The organism is Brevibacterium zhoupengii (assembly GCF_021117425.1).
Lineage (GTDB): Bacteria > Actinomycetota > Actinomycetes > Actinomycetales > Brevibacteriaceae > Brevibacterium > Brevibacterium zhoupengii.
The window spans coordinates 3,381,174-3,401,044 of the sequence record NZ_CP088298.1 but is presented as its reverse complement, the minus strand read 5'-3'; the positions used below and the strand labels follow the sequence as shown (position 1 = coordinate 3,401,044).

At 59.9% G+C, this 19,871-nt stretch carries 15 protein-coding genes; 10 read left to right on the top strand and 5 right to left on the bottom strand.

The annotated features are described in order from the left end of the window. The first annotated feature begins 22 nt into the window (after positions 1-22). Positions 23-1,669, top strand: a complete 1,647-nt coding sequence (locus tag LQ788_RS15460) for an AMP-binding protein (RefSeq protein ID WP_231442457.1) — start codon at positions 23-25, stop codon at positions 1,667-1,669. 16 nt (positions 1,670-1,685) lie between these two features. Next, on the top strand, positions 1,686-4,079 hold the full coding sequence (locus LQ788_RS15455; protein ID WP_231442455.1) for a bifunctional salicylyl-CoA 5-hydroxylase/oxidoreductase: 2,394 nt from the start codon (positions 1,686-1,688) through the stop codon (positions 4,077-4,079). A 107-nt stretch (positions 4,080-4,186) separates the two neighbouring features. Here LQ788_RS15455 and LQ788_RS15450 read toward each other — a convergent pair whose 3' ends face one another. Together LQ788_RS15450 and LQ788_RS15445 are read right to left on the bottom strand one after the other, a co-directional pair. Then, entirely contained in the window at positions 4,187-4,918 is a 732-nt protein-coding gene (locus LQ788_RS15450) for an alpha/beta hydrolase family protein (protein ID WP_231442452.1), read from the bottom strand. 142 nt (positions 4,919-5,060) lie between these two features. After that, positions 5,061-5,549 carry a cupin domain-containing protein gene (locus LQ788_RS15445; RefSeq protein ID WP_231442450.1) on the bottom strand — a complete coding sequence of 163 codons (489 nt, stop codon included), beginning with the start codon at positions 5,547-5,549 and terminating at the stop codon, positions 5,061-5,063. A 241-nt stretch (positions 5,550-5,790) separates the two neighbouring features. Between LQ788_RS15445 and LQ788_RS15440 the strand changes: the two genes are divergently transcribed. The 5 genes from LQ788_RS15440 to LQ788_RS15420 all read left to right on the top strand — a co-directional run bounded on the left by LQ788_RS15440 (position 5,791) and on the right by LQ788_RS15420 (position 12,345). Beyond that, a complete protein-coding gene (locus tag LQ788_RS15440; protein ID WP_262908358.1) occupies positions 5,791-6,840 on the top strand; it encodes an MBL fold metallo-hydrolase in 1,050 nt (349 codons plus the stop codon). Further along, positions 6,837-8,306, top strand: coding sequence for an MFS transporter (locus LQ788_RS15435; RefSeq protein WP_231442446.1), 1,470 nt, complete (start codon positions 6,837-6,839; stop codon positions 8,304-8,306). The genes LQ788_RS15440 and LQ788_RS15435 overlap by 4 nt, the downstream gene beginning before the upstream one ends. Before the next feature lie 88 nt (positions 8,307-8,394). Further along, positions 8,395-9,207 (top strand): cyclase family protein, encoded by an 813-nt coding sequence (locus LQ788_RS15430; RefSeq protein WP_231442444.1) that lies wholly within the window; start codon positions 8,395-8,397, stop codon positions 9,205-9,207. Further along, positions 9,204-10,925, top strand: a complete 1,722-nt coding sequence (locus LQ788_RS15425) for a thiamine pyrophosphate-binding protein (protein WP_231442441.1) — start codon at positions 9,204-9,206, stop codon at positions 10,923-10,925. The genes LQ788_RS15430 and LQ788_RS15425 overlap by 4 nt, the downstream gene beginning before the upstream one ends. Before the next feature lie 202 nt (positions 10,926-11,127). After that, a complete protein-coding gene (locus tag LQ788_RS15420) occupies positions 11,128-12,345 on the top strand; it encodes a serine hydrolase domain-containing protein (RefSeq protein WP_231442439.1) in 1,218 nt (405 codons plus the stop codon). 23 nt (positions 12,346-12,368) lie between these two features. Here the strand turns inward: LQ788_RS15420 and LQ788_RS15415 are convergent, their stop codons facing one another. Continuing rightward, positions 12,369-14,012, bottom strand: a complete 1,644-nt coding sequence (locus LQ788_RS15415; RefSeq protein WP_231442438.1) for a HEPN domain-containing protein — start codon at positions 14,010-14,012, stop codon at positions 12,369-12,371. Positions 14,013-14,145: 133 nt separating this feature from the next. Between LQ788_RS15415 and LQ788_RS15410 the strand changes: the two genes are divergently transcribed. After that, on the top strand, positions 14,146-14,835 hold the full coding sequence (locus tag LQ788_RS15410) for an aminoacyl-tRNA hydrolase (RefSeq protein ID WP_231442436.1): 690 nt from the start codon (positions 14,146-14,148) through the stop codon (positions 14,833-14,835). Between the two features lie 7 nt (positions 14,836-14,842). Here the strand turns inward: LQ788_RS15410 and LQ788_RS15405 are convergent, their stop codons facing one another. After that, positions 14,843-15,028, bottom strand: coding sequence for a hypothetical protein (locus tag LQ788_RS15405; RefSeq protein ID WP_231442434.1), 186 nt, complete (start codon positions 15,026-15,028; stop codon positions 14,843-14,845). A 165-nt stretch (positions 15,029-15,193) separates the two neighbouring features. Here LQ788_RS15405 and LQ788_RS15400 point away from each other — a divergent pair, with 165 nt between their 5' ends. Then, positions 15,194-15,859: a hypothetical protein gene (locus tag LQ788_RS15400; protein WP_231442432.1), complete on the top strand. Its 666-nt coding sequence runs from the start codon at positions 15,194-15,196 to the stop codon at positions 15,857-15,859. Positions 15,860-15,892: 33 nt separating this feature from the next. Then, positions 15,893-17,425, top strand: a complete 1,533-nt coding sequence (locus tag LQ788_RS15395) for a deoxyguanosinetriphosphate triphosphohydrolase family protein (RefSeq protein WP_231442430.1) — start codon at positions 15,893-15,895, stop codon at positions 17,423-17,425. Positions 17,426-17,582: 157 nt separating this feature from the next. Here the strand turns inward: LQ788_RS15395 and LQ788_RS15390 are convergent, their stop codons facing one another. Next, on the bottom strand, positions 17,583-19,775 hold the full coding sequence (locus tag LQ788_RS15390; RefSeq protein WP_231442429.1) for a choice-of-anchor G family protein: 2,193 nt from the start codon (positions 19,773-19,775) through the stop codon (positions 17,583-17,585). Between the last annotated feature and the right edge of the window lie 96 nt (positions 19,776-19,871).

Sequence of the window (19,871 nt, the reverse complement as noted above, 5' to 3'; positions counted from 1 at the left end):
CGACGACAATGAAGGAAAGCACATGGAACTGACTCCATCGGGCTACGTCGATACGTTCGCCCGTGACAACCTCCCACCGGCAGATCTCTGGCCCGACCTTGAATTCACCATCGACGACGTCCACTACCCGGATCGTTTGAATGCGGCCACGACGCTCATCGATGATGCAGTGGCGCGATTCGGTCCCGAAAGGCTGGCCCTTTTTACGCCGGAAGGCGAGGAATGGACCTACGGCGAACTCTTAGCCCGGTCCAATCAGATCGCCCGCCTGATAACCGATGACTGCGGAATCGTGCCCGGCAACCGCGTGCTCCTCAGGGCACCAAATACGCCATGGATTGTCGCAGCCTGGCTCGGAGTCCTCAAAGCCGGTGGCGTAGTCGTCACGACAATGGCGATGCTCAGGGACAAAGAAGTCGATTCGCTTCTCGAGCTGACTCAACCCAACCTCGCGCTCGTCGACCACCGATTCCTAGACGGAATCTCTGAACCGGCAGCCAGCCGCGGAGTCGAGGTCATCCCGATCGGGTCGGATGCTGACAACGACCTCACCGTCCGATCCAGGCAGAAGGCAGAATCGTTCGACAATGTCGTCACGGCCGCAGACGACGTGGCATTGCTCTGTCCGACTTCAGGGACAACCGGAGTGCCGAAAGCGACAATGCATTTCCACCGTGACATCCTCGCTAATGCCGACACTTTTGCCCGCCATATCGTCAAAGTCGGCCCCGATGACAAGTGCGCATGCTCAGCTCCGCTTGCCTTCACTTTCGGTCTTGGTGCGCTCGTCGTCTTCCCTCTGTACTTCGGAGCCGCGTCACTCCTTGTAGAGCGGGCAACCCCGCTTGAATTGGCGCAGTACGCTCACGACTCAGGGGTGACGATTCTCTACACGGCTCCGACGGCATACAGAGCGATCATCAAAGCGGGCCGAGCAGATCTCCTCTCTGATCTCCGACTTGGGGTCTCTGCGGGTGAGCATCTGCCGCAAGCCACCTGGGAGGCCGTATACGAGGCAACGGGGCTCAAGCTCATCGACGGCATCGGCGGCACTGAAATGCTCCACGTCTTCATATCCGCAGCAGGTGACGATATCAAGCCCGGAGCCGTAGGCAAGCCAGTGCCAGGCTTCCGCGCCGTGATCCTCGATGAAGATGGCCACGAGGTGCCAGACAACACTGTCGGCCGTCTCGCGGTGCGCGGCCCGCTGGGATGTCGGTATCTCAACGACGAGCGCCAGCACAATTATGTTGTCAACGGGTGGAACGTCACCGGCGATTCCTTCCTCCGCGACGACGACGGATACTTCGTCTATCAGGCGCGCAGCGACAACATGATCATCTCTTCCGGGTACAACATCGGCGCGCCCGAAGTCGAAATTGCGCTCAATGAGCATCCGGATGTTGTCGAATGCGCCGTCGTCGGCAAGGACGACCAGGAACGAGGGTCCCTGGTGACTGCCTTCATCGTCCTGCGAGAAGAGGCGGCGGAAGGCAAGGAAAAGGCACGCGAAATCCAGAGCTTCGTCAAGACACAGATAGCGCCATACAAGTACCCGAGAGAGATCCGCTTCGTGGAGGCTCTGCCCCGCAATCCCAGTGGAAAACTCCAACATTTCAAACTTCGTGACGAGCTCAAGGCCGAAGCTGCCACAGCCGTCCACGCATGAGAAAGGGCGACAAGAAATGAAAATAGCAATAGTCGGCGGGGGCCCTGGAGGACTCTATTTCGCCGCGCTTATGAAACAACTCGACGCAGGCCACGAAGTCACAGTCTGGGAACGGAACGCGGCATCGGACACGTTTGGCTTCGGCGTTGTGTTCTCTGACGAGACTCTCGGCGGCATTGCCAATGCCGACCCAGTCGTCTCTGATTACATGCAGCGACATTTTGCCCGGTGGGCCGATATCGATATCCACTATCGGGGAAAAACAATGACGGTCGGTGGACAGGGCTTCGCCGCAATGTACCGCAAGGATCTGCTTGAGATGCTCCAGCGTCGGACACAAGAAGTCGGAGCCGACGTCCGGTTCTCCACTGTGGCACCCGACATTGAGGAACTGTCCCGAGACTACGACGTCGTTGTTGCTGCAGACGGCGTGAACTCGCAGATCAGGCGGCAATTCGAGTCGGACTTCGCCCCTTCCGTCGATGCGCGCCCCAACAAGTACATGTGGTTGGGCACCTCTGAGGTATTCGAAGCGTTCAAATTCTTCATCAAGGAGACAGAACACGGTGTCATGCAGGTGCATGGCTATCCGTTCTCAGATAAGGGTTCAACCTTTATTGTCGAAATGCATGAGGATGTGTGGCGTCGTGCAGGTTTCGACGCCACTGAAGGACAGTCGCTGCCCCCCGGTGTCAGCGACGAGTTCGCGGTCGGGAAGATTGAGGAGATCTTTGCCGAGGAAATCGGTGATCATCAGCTGCTTCTCAACAATTCCAAATGGCTCAACTTCACTACGGTACGCAACGCCTCATGGGTGCATGACAATGTCGTGCTCCTTGGTGACGCTGCGCATACGGCTCACTTCTCGATCGGCTCGGGGACGAAGCTGGCTATGGAGGATGCTCTGGCTCTGGCCGCCTGCCTGCACGAGCATGCAGGGATTGACCAGGGGTTGAACGCCTATGAGACGGAACGTCGTCCGGTTGTCGAATCGACACAGCGGGCAGCGCAGGCTTCCTTGGAGTGGTTCGAAGTGCTCGGAATGTATGCTGGCCAGGACCCGGTTCAGTTTGCCTTCAACCTCCTCACTCGATCGCGGCGGATCACTCAGGAGAATCTTCGCCTGCGAGATCCCGATTTCGCTCGCCAAGTGGAAGAGCACTTTGCCTCCCAGCAGGACTCCGCCGAGGTGGCACCCGCGATGTTCCAACCCCACAGCCTCGGTCCGCAGAGACTGGCGAACCGAATAGTCGTATCGCCGATGAACATGTACTCGGCCGGGGATGACGGAGTTCCCACCGATTTTCATCTCTCCCATCTGGGTTCGAAGGCGATGGGTGGCGCTGGTCTTGTCATGGCCGAAATGACGGCTGTGTCGCGAGCGGGGAGGATCACGCCGGCGTGTGTTGGGCTCTATTCCGAGGAACAGGTTGCAGGATGGCGTCGGATCAACGACTTCATCCACTCGCATTCAGCGTCTAAGACTGGCGTGCAGCTGGGTCATGCCGGGCGCAAAGGTTCGACGAAGCTGATGTGGGAAGGCATCGACCAGCCGCTCGATGAGGGCAACTGGGAGACGGTGTCCGCCTCGGCGCTTCCCTATGGTCCGGGAAACATCCCGCCGAACGAACTCGGCCGCGACGGCATGGAGACCATTCTGTCTGACTACGTGCAGGCGACCAAAAACGCTGCAGATGCCGGCTTTGACGTCATCGAACTCCACGCGGCTCATGGCTATCTTCTCTCCGCTTTCCTCTCCCCAATAGCCAATCACCGAACGGACGAGTTTGGGGGGAATGTGGAGAACCGATTGCGGTTCCCACTGGAGGTCTTCGACGCGGTGCGAAGTGCTTTGCCGCCAGACCGTGCACTGACAGTGAGAATCTCCGCTACCGACTGGATCGAGGGTGGAAATACGGTCGATGATGCTGTGCGGATCGCACAGGCATTCGTGGACCATGGCGTGGACGGTATTGATGTATCCACCGGCCAGGTGACTGCCGACGAACAACCTGCGTACGGACGTTCATACCAGACGCCGTTCGCTGATCGAATTCGTCAGGAGGTCGCCGGACCGGCGGGGGTGTCGGTAGTCGCAGTTGGTGCGATCTCATCATTCGACGATGCGAATTCGATCCTTCTGGCCGGACGAGCTGACCTCATCGCGGTGGGCAGGACACATCTCTACGACCCGAACTGGACGCTGCATGCTGCAGTCGAACAGGAATATGAAGGGCCAGGCGCGCAATGGCCGAATCAGTTCCGTGCCGGTCGGAGGAAGCCACCGTCTGCCAGGACCGACGCCGTGAGGCCTCGACTGTCGCTGCTGCGCGATGATGAGCTGATCGATGATCCGCATCTGCGTTGGAAGCCCGAGGGGCAGAGGGAGCCGGCGTTCAGCGGAGCCTGAAGAGAAGCGCATAGGGCCGTCCTTAACAGGGCGGCCCTATGCGCGTTCAGATAGCAGATTGCGTTTCAAAAGCTGGCTTTCAGAAACTTTGATCGAAACCTCAGCAGTTATAGTGTCAGCGCATTCATCCAGCGCAGAGTTGAAACCCAATGCTCTGAATCGGCCCTTATTAGTTCGATATGCCCAACTTGATCGAAGCAATGCAGGTCGACAAAGGTCGTGGGGCGGACCATGTCTGCGAACCTCGCTGTGTGCTCAGGTGGAACACGATCATCGTTGTTGCCCTGCACCAGCAAAGTGGGAACTTCCGGGGGTGCGCAGCATATTGGCGATGAATTTTGATAGACATCTGGCGCCTCATGGGGCGATCTTTGGAAATACTCATGGGCAGCGCCGTCACCCAGACGCTCGGCATAGACTCTCGCGGTATCGGTAACGGGAGCCAATGCCACCAGCGCATCTGAATAATCGGAGTTGAGCAGACACAGTTGGCCTCCGACTGAGTGGCCGATGAAGACGAAGGGTCCTGAAATTGACTCCGCGGCTGCGACTGCGCGAACCTTCTGTGCAGCGGTGCGAAGGTCGCTCGACGGGATCGGCCAGGGACTGTCTGGGCCCCGGCGGTACTCAACGTTCGCGATAGCCCATCCCTCGGCGACGAGCAGTTCCGCCATCGGCGCCATCAAGGATCGATCGAGGCGCTGGCGCCAATATCCGCCATGGACCAATACTGCGATACCGCGGATGTAACTGCCTATTGGAAGCCAGAGGTCGAAGACCTGGTCTTTGTCATTTCCATACGAGAGCGATCGTTGCGCTCCGAGCTCTTCAGTATTCATTTTCCGCATCGTGTAGCCGAGAGGTGGATATCTTGCGGGTACCGACTCTTCACGCACCTTCAGCCTCGAGGACCGCTCAATAGCGGACGTCGAAGCTGAAGGTGGAGGAACCAGCGACAAGCGGGTACCTCGATGTTGGTGATCAGTCGGCTCCGGGGACGCTTCCTGGCGGTAGGAAGTTCACGTCGCGCTGTGCCGAGAGTCTTACGACTTCCTCGGGGTCGGAGACATTGTGGAGTTCATCGAACAGCGTCGCTAGCTGCCCCGCAGGACTGACCCAGAACAGCGACTTCGCAGCTTCGCCGCCTTTGACGTAGTAGGCATGAGGAAGACCCTTCGGCATACGGACTGTGTCTCCGGGGCCGGCCTTCATCCACTCCCCGTCGAGATACAGAGTGTAGATGCCTTCGAGGATGTAGATGTGCTCGTCTTGCAGGGGGTGGACGTGTGGTGGAACTCCGGTGTCAGCCGGGTCCAGAGATAACCATGCGAAGCTGTCCGGGCCGTCAACCTTGGATAAGTAAGTATGACCGAGGACATTCCACGATCTGTTCCCCATCGTCTCGCTTGCCAAAGTAATGCCCTTGGGCAGGTCTCCAAGGATAATCTCTTGGCCGAGTTGTGATTCCATGTTTGACTCCTTCGTCGGTGCGCCACTGCTGGTGAATTAAGCATGCCAGAGCCGACCCCGTATATGCAATAGGTATTGCGATCGTGAAAATAGCTGTATATGATCTGGAGCACGTTCGGTGATGAGGCCGAACTCTGACGCGGCGCAGCATCTTGGCGTGAACTAGACCGCTTTGAGCAATGCCCGTGGATGCACGCTACCTACGAGAGGTTCCATTGTGACTTCAGCATCACTGGACGGAATGAGCGTTCACACCCTTGGCACTGGCGGAGGACCAATCGTCTCGAGCTCCCGGGCTGGGACCAGCACTGCAGTTCGAGTCGATGGCACGACTTACCTCTTCGACTGTGGGATGGGAAGCATTCGCAATTATCGCAGGCATGCGGACTGGGGCGATCTGCGAGCGGTGTTCCTGACGCATCATCACTCTGACCACATATATGATCTCGGTTCGTATCTCACCACCGGGTGGCAGGTTCCCGGCGAGTCGTTCAGTGCGCCCATTGATCTGTATGGACCTGGAAGGCCCTCGCGTATTCCAGCGATGGACGGCGATCACGAAAGAGCGTTAGCAGACCAACTCAAGGGTCGGAGTCTGTCGAGTACAACCGATATCGTCGACTCATTGCTGGACAAGGTCTTTGCCTCCGACATTGCGATTCGGATGGCTGACGAGAGAAGAACGGAGCCTCATGAGTGGATTCGTGCGCACAATATCGAGATACCGGACGCAGCGGGCGCCGACGCCGTTGATAATCGGCACCCTGAAATGGAGCCCTTTGTGGTCTATACGGATGAGCTGGTCACGATCTCGGCCATCCTCGTCGACCACCGCCTGTGTTTCCCAGCGTTCGGATTCCGCATTGATTCCAAATATGGCTCCGTTGCGATCTCGGGTGATACCGCCTACTCGACGAACTGCATAAAACTTGCCAACAACGTCGACCTGCTGCTGCACGAAGTCATCGACCTCCCCGCCATTCTCAGCACATTCCCTGATGGTCCGACTCGTGATGGGATCGAAGTGCATCTGCGCGAATCTCACACGAGTTACATGGACGTCGGTCAGGTTGCCAGGCTATCCGGAGCGAAGTCACTTGTGCTCCACCATGTTGTACCGAATACCCCAGGGGCCGCGGACCTCACGACCATGCTCTCAGCGGTGCGGAAAGACTACGACAGTGAAGTCGTGATCGCTGAGGACAACGATGTCTATAGAATCCGTCCCAGCGTGACTGCAGTCAGCGATGTAGTCGCACAGAGCGTCGGTGCTGTGGAGGCGACGGTATGACCACACATGAGGACTTGGCTGATCACACCCTCCGTGCGGCAGTGCGCAAGGGGCGGATGAACCGGCGTGCCTGGATCGTCACTGGGCTTCTCGTTGCTTTTCAGATCATCAATTTTGCTGACAAAGCGGTCATCGGCCTCGTTGCAGGCCCTGCCATGAAGGAGCTCGGTCTCACGTCTGGCCAGTTCGGATTCATTGGAAGCGCATTCTTCTTCCTATTCTCTATTGCCGGAATAGCGGTGGGTTTCATCGCAGGCAAGGTTCCGACTCGGTGGATCCTCCTGACGATGGGTGTCTCGTGGGCTGTGCTGCAGTTTCCGATGCTCTTCGGGGGAGGGGCTGCGGTACTTCTCGTCACTCGAATTCTTCTGGGCGCAGCCGAAGGGCCCGCCACTCCGATTTCCCTTCAACACGCCCAAGCATGGTTCAGCCCGAAAGAACGTGGACTGCCGAGCAGCGTGGTTGCAGCCGGGTCGGCAGTTGGTCCGATCATCGCCGCGCCATTACTGGCATGGGTGATCGCCAATCCTGACCTTGGGTGGCGGTGGGCCTTCGGGCTGCTCGGAATCGTTGGTCTGTTGTGGACTCTGGCTTGGCTGATGCTCGGACGAGAAGGTCCTTACGGTCACGCTGGCGCGCCCGCAGAGAAGCCCGGCGCCGAGGTGAATGCTGGGCCCAAGACGGATGTTGGGTCCGAGACGGACACGAATGGTGAGGCGAATCTGAACGCGAAATCCAGTATTGCCGACTACTCGGATCTTCTCAGAATGGTTCCCATACGCCGAGTTTTGGGCTCGTGGATGTTCGTCGTCGCGCTGCTGGCGGGTGCCGGCTGTTTTTGGGCTCAAGGATTCCTTTCAACGTGGTCACCGAAGTATCTGTCCTCGGTTGTCGACCTGAAGCCGGAAATGATCGGGCTCGTCTCGACTTTTCCGTGGATCGTCGGAGCCGGCGCGTTGCTGATTCTGGGGTTCGCTTCTCGGTACTTGATGAAACGAGGTGTTACTGTGCGCTGGGCAATGGGTGCCCTATTTGGTGCGACCCTGCTGATCTCAGGATTGTGCTTCACAGTTCTCCCTCATATGCACGGGTATGGAGCGGTGGGATTTCTGACCGTGGGGGCGGGCCTTGCGCTGATCTATCCACTGGCTCCCACCGCAATCGCGTTCTGTGTCTGTTCGAAGCAGCGAGCTGCAGTAATGGCGACGCTGACGGGGTTCGCTTCGATCGGCGGTGTGATAGCTCCGGCGATGGTGGGGATGTTGATGGACAGGGCTGGCTATTTGGCAAACCCGCAAGGAGCTGGTGACACTGCAGAGATGGCGAGTCGATTGGCCGACGGAATGAACTCGTCGTTCATCCTCATCGGGATCTATCTGACTTGTGTTGGCTTGCTTTCCGTTGTTTTGCTCAACCCGGATCGCACAGCGCGGACTCTGCAGAAGAAATTCAGCTTCAGCGGCTGAGAGCGTTCAAGTCTCTGCGGTGCGCCATAGAACGATCCGCCAGCACCATCTGTCAATTGGAGTCGCTTTAAAGCGAAGGAGCTTGTCAATGTCTCAACCTGTAAGCGCCGAATCAGCCACTGCCGCGCTAGCTCAAGCGCTAGGCGACGGGGGACTCGAAATAGTTGATCTGACTGCGCCCTTGTCGAGCAGCACCCCAACCTTGGAACTGCCCGATCCGTTCAATAACCTCATTGATTTTTCGATCGACAATCAGGCTGAATACGACGATCGCGGACCGTACTGGAAGCACGCGAATATTCACACCGGTGAACATATCGGCACCCATATCGACGCACCCATTCACTGGATTTCTGGACGGGAAGGTAAGGATGTTTCGCAGGTGGAGCCAGCACGTCTCATCGGACCAGCACTCGTACTCGACTTCTCAGCACAGGCGAACGAGCATCCGGACCATCTGATCGATGTCGCCGATATTGAGGCCTGGGAAGCGGAGAACGGTGCATTTCCACAAAACTGCTGGGTGCTGGTGCGAACAGGCTGGGACTCCCGGGCGGGCGACCGGCAGAGCTTCCTCAACAAATACGATGGAAGCTCACACACTCCCGGTTTCACGTCTCAGTGCGCCCTATGGCTGGCCGAACGTTCCGAGATCTCTGGCGTTGGTGTCGAGACCGTCGGCATCGACGCCGGGGGAGCAGCAGCGCTCGAGCCAGCTTTTCCCATGCACTACCATCTGCTCGGCCATGACAAATATGGGATCACTTCGCTCAGGAACTTGCAGAAGTTGCCGGCTAGAGGCGCGATCATTGTGATCGCGCCACTGCCAATCGCCGGGGGCACCGGATCTCCAGTGCGAGTCTACGCATTGGTCGATGGCTCCACCGGAGGCATTCAGTGACTTACGAGGCAGAAACCGAGAGCACCACGCTCCTGATCGGCTCCCAGGTTGTTGCCCGCACACTCGCTCGACTTGGCGCCACCCATTGTTTCGGAGTTGTGGGCTCTGGCAATTTCGAGGTGACGAATGAACTTGTCGCCACCGGCGTGCAGTACTTCGCGGCCAGGCACGAGGGTGGTGCTGTCACCATGGCCGACGCCCATTCGAGGATGAGTGATGTGCCGGCGCTGGTCAGCGTTCACCAGGGCTGCGGGTTGACGAACACTGCTACCGGCCTCGGCGAGGCCGCCAAGTCGCGGACTCCTCTGATACTGCTCGCCGCCGAGCCGGCACAGGGAGATGTGCATTCGAACTTCACCATCGACCAGGACGCACTCGCTGTCTCGGTCGGGGCGATGCCACATCGCCTGCACCGGGCTGACACCGTGCTCACCGACGTTCTCCGAGCGTGGTATCAAGCTGTCGTCGACAGGCAATCAGTTGTGCTCAGCATGCCGCTCAATGTGCAATCGAGCCCGGCTGTGACCGCGGCAGATGTCGATGAGTCCGTCGACCGGATGCTGGAGCAGTTGACTAGGGCTCCAATAGTTCCGAGCAGCATCGAGTCTTTGCTTGCGGAGCTCGACCGGGCGCAACGTCCAGTATTCATCGTGGGCAGGGGTGGTCGGCAAGCAGGTGAAGCGATTGCCGAACTCGCTGAACTTACGGGTGCGCTCCTTGCTACTTCTGCGGTCGCGAAAGGGCTATTCAACAATGTGCGGCACCAGAGTCAGGCGTTCAACCTTGGGATTTCCGGTGGGTTCTCCTCGCCGAACACCGCTGAGCTTATCCGCAACGCAGACCTGGTCGTGAGTTTCGGTTGCGCGCTCAATGATTGGACCACGCGACAGGGGCGGCTGCTGGGCGAAGACGCACGCATTGTCCAGATCGATGTCGACCCGAACGCCCCCGGCAGATACCGGACTATTAACCTGGCCTTGATCGGTGACGCTGGTGCGACGGCGCAGGCAGCCCAGAAAGGCTGGATAGTCAAACACGGAGGTACGCCGAGATCCGGATATCGAAGCGACGAGGCTAGGGCCTCGATTGCTATCGGAGATTGGCGTCAGCAATCCGTCAATCAGAGGGACACGTCAGGAACAGGCGTCGAACCGCGTGCTCTCACACTGAGGCTTGACGAGATTTTGCCGAGCGAACGCATCGTATCTGTGGACTCCGGAAACTTCATGGGCTACCCGGCGCAATTCCTCGGGGTACCGGATGAAAAGGGCTTATGCTTCACTCAGGCGTTCCAGTCGATCGGTCTTGGACTGGCCACCGCAATCGGCGCGGCCCTGGCTCAGCCGGGGCGGCTTCCCGTGCTCGGCACTGGGGACGGTGGATTCCACATGGCCATTGCTGATCTGGAGACGGCCGTGCGACTGCGACTGCCTTTGGTCTGCATCGTGTACAACGACGCGGCCTACAGCGCCGAGGTGCATCACTTCGGATCTCAGGCGGGAACTCCGCCTATGGATGCTGTTACGTTCGAACGCACAGATATTGCGCGCATCGCTCGAGGGTTCGGTGCTGAGGCCATCACCGTCACCGAAATCTCTTCTCTTTCCGCTGTTGCCGATTGGTTGGCGAGCAAACCGACCTGTCCATTGATCATTGACGCACAGATCTCGTCGGATGGGGGAGCCTGGTGGTTGCAGGAGGCCTTCAGTAACCACTAGCTCGTGTTTTCACCGGCAGAGTAACTGTCGCTCATCTGTGTTGAGCGTCTACTTTGGGGCTCCCTTCGCATGGCACTCGACCGTGACCGATCAGGAAATACTCTCAGTTTGTCCACTGGTCGGCTTCCTTCGAAAGCTTGCTCACGATTTCAGTACTGTGAAGATGCAAACATAGCCTCTGAACAGGAGCAGCCGAACCCCGATGACTGAGCCGCAGCCCACCACCACATCCCAGCTCAGCCACAACGCCGATGCACTCCTCGGACCAGGCGTTGCAGAACGCCTCACCGACACCTTCGAACGACATGCCGCGCAAAGCCAGGGCGGGATGGAGTTCAGCGTCTACCGCGCGGGTGAACCGGTCATCGAGCTTCGGGCCGGTGTCGCCGGCAAGCGCGCAGACACCTCGGCGAGGGTGTGGGATGAACGGACACTGGCGGTGTTCTTCTCCGGGACCAAGGGCCTGGTCGCGACCATTGCGGCCAAAGCCGCGGGGGAGGGGCTCTTGGATGTGGAGGCTCCCGTTGCCCACTATTGGCCGGAGTTCGCGGCCGCGGGCAAGGAGACGGTGAGCGTCGCGCAGGTCCTCTCACACACGGTTGGCCTGCCCTATGTTGACCCGGACCCTTCGCTGGATGCTGATTACAGGCCGCGCGCGGATGAAGCACAGTGGGCGTTCCTCGACTCCCGGAAAATGGCCTCCATCCTCGCGCAGCAAGCACCACTGTGGGAACCGGGAACGAAGGTCGCCTACCATGCAGTGACTTACGGGTACCTGATGTCGGAGATCATCCTCCGCGCCACCGGCCGCAGCGTGGCCCAATGGCTGCACGAGGACCTCGCCCAACCTTTTGGCCTCGACCTGCACCTGGGGTTGCCCGCTGAGGATGAAGACCGTGTGGCCCCGATCATCCAGGCGCCCGGCTACTCGATTTCGACGTACCTCAAGAACGACCCCACGCGCCGGGCCGTCATCGACCGAATGTATGCCTCGCTGCTGGCACCGACCTTGCCGATGAACACGCGAGCCTTCCATGCAGCGGAGATCTCGGCCGGGGGCGGAATGGGCACTGCCGCAGCGATGGCGAAACTGTACACTGCTGGTCACGCCCGGCCGACTCGGCGGGGGAATCGTTGCACCCGAGGCCATGGAGAACGCACTGCAGACCCGATCGGTTGGACTCGATGTCCTCAACGATCGGCCCCTGCACTTCGGTCTCGGTTTCGAACTCACAGACCCGATTGGCACCTATGGGCCCGTCGATCGAGCCTTCGGGCACTCTGGTGCTGGCGGGAGCCTGCACGGAGCCTGGCTCGAGGAGGGGTTCGGGTTCTCATTCCTGAGCAACGAGATGCTCACGGAGAACGTCGACCGGCGGGCCAAGGATCTGCTGCAGGCGCTCGCCGGGCGGTGAGGTGACGACTCGATCGAGCGAGTGCTCGCTAGGTGCAAGCCGGAGGATGATCAGGCGTCGAGGTGTACTCTAAGAGTTTCTTGTTCCGTGTAGACGCTTTCATCCCACGGAGCTCTTGGTTTTCGGCAAGACACAGGGCGTTGATTATTCGGCAAGCAAGATCCACTGACTCCCTGGCTTGCTGGTGGAGGTTGGCAGGGGCCCTGCGGTTGCCATGAACAATCATGCTGCGCAAGTCGTAGAGGTCTTTAGCGTCAAGTTTGGTTTGCTCGTGCCCATCTGGGTTGTTTGGTTGTAGCAATGCCGCAATTGCTGACGTCAGTCTCTCGGTCAGACACTTGCCCGACCCTGGATTCAATAGAGCCTCGATTGCTACGAAGGCGTCGACTAGAGCATCTTCAGGGTGACTTCGGTTTCCGGCCGCTTGAAGCAACCGCCGAACTGGCATATCTACGTGAATTATCTTCTTCAAGGGGGAGATTAGTGCCCGGTGCTGGTCGCGGATCTCCTCGAGGTCAGCCTGGCTGACTACACCGTCAACAGCTTGCTGGACTTGCTCAAGATTTGAAGTGCTCCATATTTCGGCGGATCCTGGGGATCGTGGGTTCAGAAAGCGAGTGAAATATCGTGTCGTCGGTATACGGCGGCCGTTTTTAGTACCCGTCAATAGAGCTAGGCGGATGGCATCGAGTTCCCTTTCTACTATCTTCGTTGCATCCCTGAATCCGAGGCGTTCGGTTCTTTCTTCAGGAGGAATGAATTCTGTGGCCATCAGCTTCGTAGGGATTTCGAGAGTGACCGTATGTGAGCCAAGACCAAAACGTCCCAAAAGATGCGTATCGACAGCCGACACTTTTCGAATCGTGTGCCCTCCCTCGAATCTCATCGAACTGAGCTCTGGGGTCTGTAGCCCGCCAAGTCCCACCACGACTGGGAATTTGGCTTCAATGCCTTCGGCAAGATCTCGGTAGGCAACTACCGTGGTTGCCAATTCATTCCAGAAATGTTCAAGCGTCCATGCCAGCTGCGCACTCTCAAGCCTCACCGCTGAAATCATCAACATTTGCGCTATCACAGCGCCAGCAAAGGCTGAAACAGTACCTCCTGGGTCAATGGAAAGCGTCCATTCGCAAGAGACCGCCGAAGGCGACAACCTCAATAGGTCTGGTCGAGGGCTAGGGAATAGCTTGCCGAGGGACGGGTCAGCCAGCAGTGCGCGAGCGGCGGCGTCCATCGCAGTCGTGGATTCGGCTCGGACTCCCAACGAAACGCCGAGCCGGTGGAATGAGTCATTGTAGCCCCGAAGCAGCAAGACCCCCGGCCAGCACATTGCTGCGCAATCAAACAGTTGTTGGAGGAATTTGTCGTCCGTCGATGGAGCAGGCGGGTTGTCGCCCTTTGCCGCGCGGCGAAGCAGCGCGGCTCGACCGAGTTGTCGGTCACTTGTTGGAAGGAAATGAAGCATTGCATTGAACGATATTTCGGTCTCAAAAGTGACATCGTATGAGGCTTTGGAAGCGACACTCTGCAGTTCATCGAGCACGAGGTGGTCCTGCACGCTCAGCAATTCGGGCGTGATATTTTCACCGTCCAGAGCGAAAATAAACTGCAGAAACGGTTCACCATACGCTCGGATGATGCGATTACACTGACTCTTCAATGAGTAGTCCATGGTATGAAGTTAGCAAATGAGCCTCTCTGGTTTCTGCCTGTCTACCTCTGCACCGACTTCCAACGATCGGAATATCCGATAGGCAACGATGTTGAGAAGGGAGAGTGCTTTCAACACGGTAGGGAGTGAGTACATGACCGAGCACATGCGCAGACACGAGTCCGACCACGAGGTTCCGTGGTCACTGCCGATCGTGGTCCGGCGGTCGAAGACGAACATCGCCCGCCACATCGACGTCGTCGAAGCCACCGCCCGAGCCGTCGTCGCCTTCCTCGACGACCCGCGCTCGCGGCCGGAAGGGCAGTGGCACGAGGCGGTCGAGTATTGGCGTGACGGGGCAATCCGCAAGGTCGTGCGCCGAGGTGATGGGCAGAAGCTCGAGGACGCACGAGCCCTGGGCTGTGTGGAGGTGACCTTCGGCGGCAATGAGGATTTCGGTCCTGCCGAGGCGCTCGTGTTCCCTCCCGGACCGGTCGAACCCCTGCCGAAGGAGCTGAAGAAGCTGCAGGTCGGCGGCACCGAGTTCCCCGATGAGGGCGGCACCTCGGTGTCGGTCGCCGAGGCGGTCGTGACCATCGAACTCTCACCGTTGGTGACGCTGACGACGGGCAAGGCCGCAGCGCAGTGCGGTCACGGTGCGCAGTTGGCCTACGAGCAGATGCCCGCCGAGGCGCGTGACCGGTGGCGGGCATCTGGCTTCAGCCTGCGCGTGGTGACCCCGACGAAGTCCGAATGGGCGGCAGGTGAACGGCCCGTGAGCGTCGTCGACGCGGGCTTCACCGAGGTGGACGGTCCCACCGAGACCGTTCGGGCCTGGTGGTGAGGGGCGGCTATTCCGCGGCTGCCTCTTTCTCGTCGTCGTAGAGGGGACGCGTCCTCGTACCGTTTCCGAATTCGTCGAGGATGATCATGTGCGTGACCATCTCTCCGGCTTCCTCATCCCAGACATCGATGAGGTCGCCCGGATGCGTGCCGGGCTGATAGAAATCTTCGTTGACTCCAACCAATGAACTCACCTCCTATGGTTCCTATGACGCTACGCCACTGTGATGCAAGTCTCAAGGAATTTCCCGGTGCTTTCGCCGAGGTGGCCCGTGCGCTCGCGGAGGTGGCCGGCGGCTACGATAGTGCCGGGCCGCTCAGCAGAGGGCCGTAGGGTCGAGAGAATCCTGGAGCACAAGTTGACGTTCACAGGCCACCTGGTGAGCATGTTCTTCCCAGGCGTATGTTTCATCTTCCTCTCCGGATTGTTGTCGGATGCTCTCCCCAACTTCGCCCTGGGCGTGGGATTTGTCGGATTCTTCGTTCTCATCGCGTGGCCGATCTTCACGATCGTCGTCCACGTCCGTCACGACCGTCGACTCAAACTTCAGCAGAAGCAACATATCCCTGACCACAGGCACAATGCCGAGGCCCAGGTATCGGATTCAGGGGTACCGGTCAACGACCCGCTGTTCACATTCGTTTCGGGTGTCGAAGCAGTGATCATGATGTTCGCCCTGCCGATGCTTCTCCTTGGCGGCATCGGAGTATTCTGCCTGGTCACGCTCAACGATGAACCCGGCACAACCATTGTCAAAGCCGTCGGCGGCGCAGCGTCTCTGGGCCTTCTGGGCGGCTACCTGTTCATGCTTGCGCGCGGACGAACACCGTCGACTCTGAGGATCCTCGGAATCGCAGTGGCCGTATTCGGCCTGGCCGGCCTCATTGCAGTCGGCACGGTGCTGGCCAGCGACGGAGTCACCAGCCTCGGTGACGTGATCATGGCAGTCGCCAGCGTGGTCATGCTCGCGGCAGGACTGTGGCTGGCGATCACCGGGCGCAACACCTTCACGCGTCCAGGCTGATCCCGGACGGCGATTCTGTAGGCTGGAGCCATCATGACGGAGAGACTGAAACTTCACACTGACGGTGGACGCGAACGTGACGTCGCCGAGGCGGGTCAACCTGGCGAGGACGAGTTCCGCGTCGATATCGAACGGATCCGTTTCTCCCCCTTCTTCTCGCGACTGGCCGCCGTCACCCAGGTCATCCCACAGGCAGGCTCGGGCACGGTCATCCACAATCGGCTGACGCATTCGCTCAAGGTCTCTGCCGTAGCTAGATCGATCGCCATCACTTTGAATAACTCCGATGAGCGCACCCGGTCAGTGCTCGCCGAACTCGGCGGGTGCGATCCGGTGGTGGTTCAGGCTGCCGCCGCAGCCCACGATATGGGCCACCCTCCGTTCGGCCACCTCGGCGAGAAGGAACTTGACCGTGTCTCACGGTCGGTGCTGCGCCTGCCCGATGGCTTCGAGGGCAATGCGCAGACCTTCCGCATCCTCACGGCCCTCGACAGCTGTGACGCCACGGCACGGGGGCTCAACCTCACACGGGCGGTCAAGGCCGCGGTGCTGAAGTACCCGTGGGCGCGCAGCGATTGGACGCAGCATCAGCGGCTGAGCTCGGCCGAGATGCCCAGGGGAGTCGGCGACGAGGTGGCGCAGGGGGCGATGAAGTTCTCTGCCTACGCAACTGAGACGGCCGAGATGCACGATGCGCTGTCGGTGTTCCCGCGGATGGGTCGGTACCAGCAGACGCTGGAGTGCGCGGTGATGGACGTCGCCGACGATATCGCCTATGCGGTCCATGACCTCGACGATTTCTACCGGTCGAACATTCTGCAGTACACCAGCGTCTCTGCCGAGTTGGGCCGGTGGCTGGGCGACTGTCGTGAGCTGGAACAGCTGCATGACACGGAGTTGGATCGGCGCCGGCCTGGCCATGCGCTCGAGTCGATGTGGCGCCACATTCAGGAGAAGGACCCCTGGATCGCCGATGAGGATGCGTTCCGACAGTCGGTGCAGCGGGTCAACCGGGATCTGGTCGAAGGTCTGTTGGCGGTGCCCTACGACGGGGGACTGGAGGCAGATCGTGCCGTCACCGCGTTCACGAGGCGGTGGATCGATCGGCTCAAGGCCTCCATCGTCGTCGATGCGCAGCCGCATGTCCGCAGCGGGCATGTGCGTCTGTCCGATACCGCCTGGCACGACGTGGTGGTGTTGAAGTTCGTCCACTCGAGGTTCGTGCTCGAACGCTCAGATCTGGCGGTGTATCAGCGGGGGCAGACCCGGATCATCGCCTCACTGGTTGAGGGTTTTCACGACTGGCTGCGCGATCCCGACGAGGCGACCACGATTCCCAGGCGTCTCCTCGATTCGGTTGAGGCCGCCACCCAGGAGTACCAGGAGCTCTACGACAGGGATCCGTCCAGCCTCGGCGAGGAGGGGGCCAGCGCCATCGTCAGGTTGGGGCGGGCAAGGGCAGTCGTGGACTACATCGCCTCCTTCACCGATGCGCAGGCCATGTCCGTCAACGCGTTGATCACCGGTTCCTCGGAAGAGCCGTGGGAGGCCGGACGCGGACTGTAACCGTGTGATGTTCACATGCGTTCGGGGAGCTGACCCTTTTTCAGACGGAAGAGTTCAGGCCGACGTTTGCAGGCAGACAGAAGGCCGGGCCGGAGTTCTCACTCCGACCCCGCCTTCTGCGTGGTGTCAACCGTTCACACGGTCACGAGACTCAGTCTCAGAGACCTGAGCGGTTGCGGCGCGTCAGGTAGATTGCGATTCCACCGCCGGCGACGAGGAGGGCAGCGAGCCCACCCAGAGCCAAGGTGCCGTTGGCACCGGTGCGGGGCAGGTCGCCACCGTCAGCAGCAGCCGATGCGCTGGCATCGTTGCTGGCGTTTGCGTCGTCAGCTGAGTTCGCCGAGGCGTTTGCCTCGTCGTTGTTGTCAGCGGCGGCGTTGGCGTCATCGGTGGCAGCTGCGGAGTCGTCAGCGTTTGCCGATGCGTTCACGTCAGCGTTGGAAGCAGCCGAATCGTCTGCATCAGCAGTCGCCGAGGCGTTGTCATCGGCGGTTGCCGAAGCCGAGTCATCTGCGTCTGCCGAAGCGTTCACATCAGCGTTGGCAGCGGCTGCGTCGTCAGCATCTGCGGTTGCCGAAGCCGAGTCATCAGCGTCAGCGGTTGCCGCTGCGGAGTCGTCAGCATCTGCGGAAGCTGAGTCATCAGCATCAGCATCAGCGGAAGCGGTGTCATCAGCGTTTGCGTCATCGCCCGGAGCTTCGTCGGCTGCGGTCGCACGGACCGAGGAGGAAGCAAGGTTGATGTCGGCAACGGCGTCAGCAGCCTGAGCCTGGTTGGGCGCAGCCACGTTCGGCAGCAGTTCGAGGCTGACTGCGTTGACGGTGAAGCCAGCGTCTTCGGTGCCCTTGACGTTGCTGTCTTCGGCAGGATCGCGCTTCGTGGGCTGCTCGTTGATCGTCAGATCGACGATCTTGTTGAGTCCCTCGAAGACGGGGTCGAGGCCGGAGAGGATCGGGTCGACGATGTCGGTGACTCCGCCGGTGACCTGATCGGCGGTGGAGTTCAGGATTCCGCCGATGATCGGTTCGGTGACTCCCAGGAGTCCTTCGAGCAGGGGGCCGGTGATCGAGTTGATCAGGTCACCGAGCTCGATGCCAGCGACATTGAGGTCGGTGGTGATCTTCGGATCGCCTTCGCCGGTGCCGGCGAGCTGGCCGAGGGTCGCGTCGATGTCGATCTTGCCGTCAGCTGGGATGCCAGCGACTGAGCCCTCAGCGGGCAGGGAGATCTTGGCGTGCGCGTCGTTGAGGCCGTCCTTGAGGGTCTCGTTGAACTTGCCGCTCAGCGTTCCGAGAGCTTCGGCAACTGCGTCGGTGATCTTTCCGATGGTCTCGGAGGTCAGTACCTGAGTGTTGGGGTCGAGGCCGTTGAGGTCCTCACCGTTCTCACCATTGACGACCTTGGCCAGGTCGATCTTGATGTCACCGTTCTTGAGATCGATCGAGACGATTCCTGCTTTGTCTGCGAGCTTCTCGTTGACAAGGTTCTCGACGACGCTGTTGAGGGCGTCCTGGGTCTCGACGCTGACGGTGGTGCCTTCGCCGCCGAGCTTGAGGTTGGCGACACCGGTGTTGATGTCGATGCCGGCCTTGGCCAACTGGTCGGCGAGGCCTTCCTCGGCGATGACATCTTCGAGAGTGCCACCGGCTCCGTCGACGACCTTGTTGAGCTCGTCGGAGAGTCCGCCGACTGCGGGGCTGGAGACGGTCATGACACCGTCGGCCACGACATATTCAGAGGATGGGTCTTCCGAGCCGTTTGCCTCTGCCGTGGATGCGACTGCGCCTAGTGAGAGCGAGAGCTCGTCGACGATGTTGTCGGTGACTCCATCGAGACCGGCCTGTCCCAGGACCTGCGTGAGGTCGACTTCGGCGTTGCCGTAGTCGCCGTTGTTGATGTCATCGACGTTGAGGGCGCCGTCCTTGCCGACTGCACCGGCACTGGCCTTGGCGCTGTCCGCGGATGGCGCATTGCCGTATGCATTGAGTGCTCCGGCCTCGCCGAGCTTGAGGAGGCCCTCGCCGCCGGGCTCGCTGATGACGGGCAGTGAGACGCCATTGCCCAGATCCAGGTCGAGGGCGCTCAGTGCTTCTGCATTGAGGGGAGTCTTAGCTTCCTCCGGATTGCTGGGGAAGCTGCTGTACGCGCCAGCGGCATCGACGAGCTGATCGTCGAGGAGTTCCGACTGGACCAGCTGGCCAAGTGCTTCAGCCTCTTCGTTGGGGTCCTGCTCGATGGCGGCTGCGCTGGGCGAGGTGACCATAACGGTCAGTCCCAGAGCGGTGACTGCAGCTGCGCTGCCGACGGCGATCTTACGCACGGGCGGTTGCCCGTTACGGAGCTTCTTCATACTTCTCCACTTCCATTTGTGAGGATCGACCGACGGTGTTTGCGTACAAGGTGCCATGATGCTTTTCGGCCGAACGAAATTCACCCTACAAGGTCA

What these genes read in the sequence shown, in the direction of transcription:
- LQ788_RS15460 (WP_231442457.1), top strand. Translation starts at nt 23, where the DNA reads ATGGAACTGACTCCATCGGGCTACGTCGATACGTTCGCCCGTGACAAC.
- LQ788_RS15455 (WP_231442455.1), top strand. Translation starts at nt 1,686, where the DNA reads ATGAAAATAGCAATAGTCGGCGGGGGCCCTGGAGGACTCTATTTCGCC.
- LQ788_RS15450 (WP_231442452.1), bottom strand. Translation starts at nt 4,918, where the DNA reads ATGAATACTGAAGAGCTCGGAGCGCAACGATCGCTCTCGTATGGAAAT.
- LQ788_RS15445 (WP_231442450.1), bottom strand. Translation starts at nt 5,549, where the DNA reads ATGGAATCACAACTCGGCCAAGAGATTATCCTTGGAGACCTGCCCAAG.
- LQ788_RS15440 (WP_262908358.1), top strand. Translation starts at nt 5,791, where the DNA reads ATGAGCGTTCACACCCTTGGCACTGGCGGAGGACCAATCGTCTCGAGC.
- LQ788_RS15435 (WP_231442446.1), top strand. Translation starts at nt 6,837, where the DNA reads ATGACCACACATGAGGACTTGGCTGATCACACCCTCCGTGCGGCAGTG.
- LQ788_RS15430 (WP_231442444.1), top strand. Translation starts at nt 8,395, where the DNA reads ATGTCTCAACCTGTAAGCGCCGAATCAGCCACTGCCGCGCTAGCTCAA.
- LQ788_RS15420 (WP_231442439.1), top strand. Translation starts at nt 11,128, where the DNA reads ATGACTGAGCCGCAGCCCACCACCACATCCCAGCTCAGCCACAACGCC.
- LQ788_RS15415 (WP_231442438.1), bottom strand. Translation starts at nt 14,012, where the DNA reads ATGGACTACTCATTGAAGAGTCAGTGTAATCGCATCATCCGAGCGTAT.
- LQ788_RS15410 (WP_231442436.1), top strand. Translation starts at nt 14,146, where the DNA reads ATGACCGAGCACATGCGCAGACACGAGTCCGACCACGAGGTTCCGTGG.
- LQ788_RS15395 (WP_231442430.1), top strand. Translation starts at nt 15,893, where the DNA reads ATGACGGAGAGACTGAAACTTCACACTGACGGTGGACGCGAACGTGAC.
- LQ788_RS15390 (WP_231442429.1), bottom strand. Translation starts at nt 19,775, where the DNA reads ATGAAGAAGCTCCGTAACGGGCAACCGCCCGTGCGTAAGATCGCCGTC.